This is a genomic window from Mesorhizobium sp. M4A.F.Ca.ET.050.02.1.1 (genome assembly GCF_003997725.1).
Classification (GTDB): domain Bacteria; phylum Pseudomonadota; class Alphaproteobacteria; order Rhizobiales; family Rhizobiaceae; genus Mesorhizobium.
Map to the genome: position 1 here is coordinate 1 of NZ_RZSG01001049.1, position 1,727 is coordinate 1,727.

Genomic DNA, 1,727 nt, shown 5'->3' on the forward strand with positions numbered 1-1,727 from the left:
CCAGCGAGAAGATCAGCGCGGTGGTCAGGAAGAATGCGCCGTAGCCTACGAGGTCGATCATCTCTCCCGAACTCCGAAAAGGCCGATCGGCCCACGAAAAGCACCGCCATCAGGATGATGAAGGACACGGCGGCGCGCCATTCGGCGCCGATCAATTGCACCGCCCCGGCTTCGGCGATTCCGATAATCAGGCCGCCGAGCACTGCGCCCGGAATGCTGCCGATGCCGCCGAGGATGGCGGCGGCAAACATCGGCAGCAGCATGTCGAAACCCATGAAGGGGCGGATCTGCACCAAAATGCCGATCATCACGCCGGCCACGCAGGCAAGGGCCGCACCAAGGATCCAGGTGACGCGCACCACGCCGGCGACGTCGATGCCGACGATGCGGGCAAGAGCTGCATTCTGGCTGAGCGCCTGCATGGCGCGCCCGATCTGGGTGCGCGTCATCAGGAGATGCACGCCGAGAACCAGCACGATGGTCAGCAATAGCAAGGCGATCTGGTCGGGCGTGATGCGGATACCGAAGCCGACCGGCATGGCGATCTGGATCGCCCGGCTGAAATAGGTCGGCCGCGAGCTGAAGGTGAATTCGAGCAGGCTGCGCAGCGCCATCGAGGCGCCGAAGCTCGCCATCACCACGATGATCGCCTGGCCCTGCGCGCGCAGCCGCGAAAACAGCACCTTGTCGAGGAGCAGTGCCAGCAGCGCTGTGAAGGCCATGCCGACAACAAGTGCGACCAGGAGTGGCCAGCCGAAGGAGAGGGGCGCGATCGGCGCCACCTTGCCGAAGGTCGCGCCGATGGCGCTGACGACGGCGAGCGTCGCATAGGTGCCCCAGGCCATGAAGTCGCCATGGGCAAAATTGGAGAAGCGCAGAATGGAGTAGGTCAGCGTCACGCCTATCGCTCCGAGGCCGATCATCGAGCCGGTCAGCAACCCGTCGACGACAAATTGCAGACTCATGCCGCGCCTCCGTTCTCGGCGTGCCCCGTCTTCTTTGTGCTGAGAGGGCGCTGGCCGAGATAGAGCTCGGCCACAACCGGATCGTTCCATAGTTCGGAGGCAACGCCCTCATGGCGATCCTTGCCCTCGACCAGCACATAGGCGCGGTCGCCGATGGCGAGCGCTGCCTTGGCGTTCTGTTCGACCAGCAGGATGGTGACGCCGGACTTGCGAATGGCCGAAAGCATTTCGAACACCATCGACACGAATTTCGGCGACAGGCCGGCCGACGGCTCATCGAGCACCAGCACCTTGGGATGGACGATCAGCGCTCGCGCCACGGCCAGCATTTGCCGTTGCCCGCCGGAAAGATTGCCGGCCGCGGCTCGGCGCTGGCGCGCCAAGTCGGGGAACATGGCGTACATCTCTTCGACACGGCCCGGCGCCTCGCGCCGCTCGAAAATGCCGCAGGAGACCTTCAGATTGTCCTCCACCGACATCATTGGAAAGACGTTTTCGGTCTGCGGCACAAAGGCAAGGCCGAGGCGGACCATGGTGTGCGCCGGCGCCGCGGTGATGTCCTTGCCATCGAGCAGCACCTTGCCCCGGCTGATCGGAACAAGGCCGGCGACGGCCTTGATCAGGCTCGACTTCCCGGCGCCGTTCGGCCCGAGGACGACGACGATCTCGCCCTTGTTGACAGTGATCGAGGCGCCGCGCACGATCGGCACCCCAGGCTCGTAGCCGGCCTCGAGATCACTGACGTCAAGCACGGCTTCACTC

1 protein-coding gene and 1 pseudogene are annotated in these 1,727 nt (G+C 64.7%); both read right to left on the bottom strand.

The window, feature by feature from the left end:
• Positions 1-57: 57 nt before the first annotated feature.
• A pseudogene (locus EOA33_RS34790) lies at positions 58-965 on the bottom strand (branched-chain amino acid ABC transporter permease).
• The coding region (locus tag EOA33_RS34795; protein WP_245482531.1) for an ABC transporter ATP-binding protein at positions 962-1,727 on the bottom strand (766 nt) is incomplete at its 5' end. The gene EOA33_RS34795 and the pseudogene EOA33_RS34790, both read right to left, overlap by 4 nt.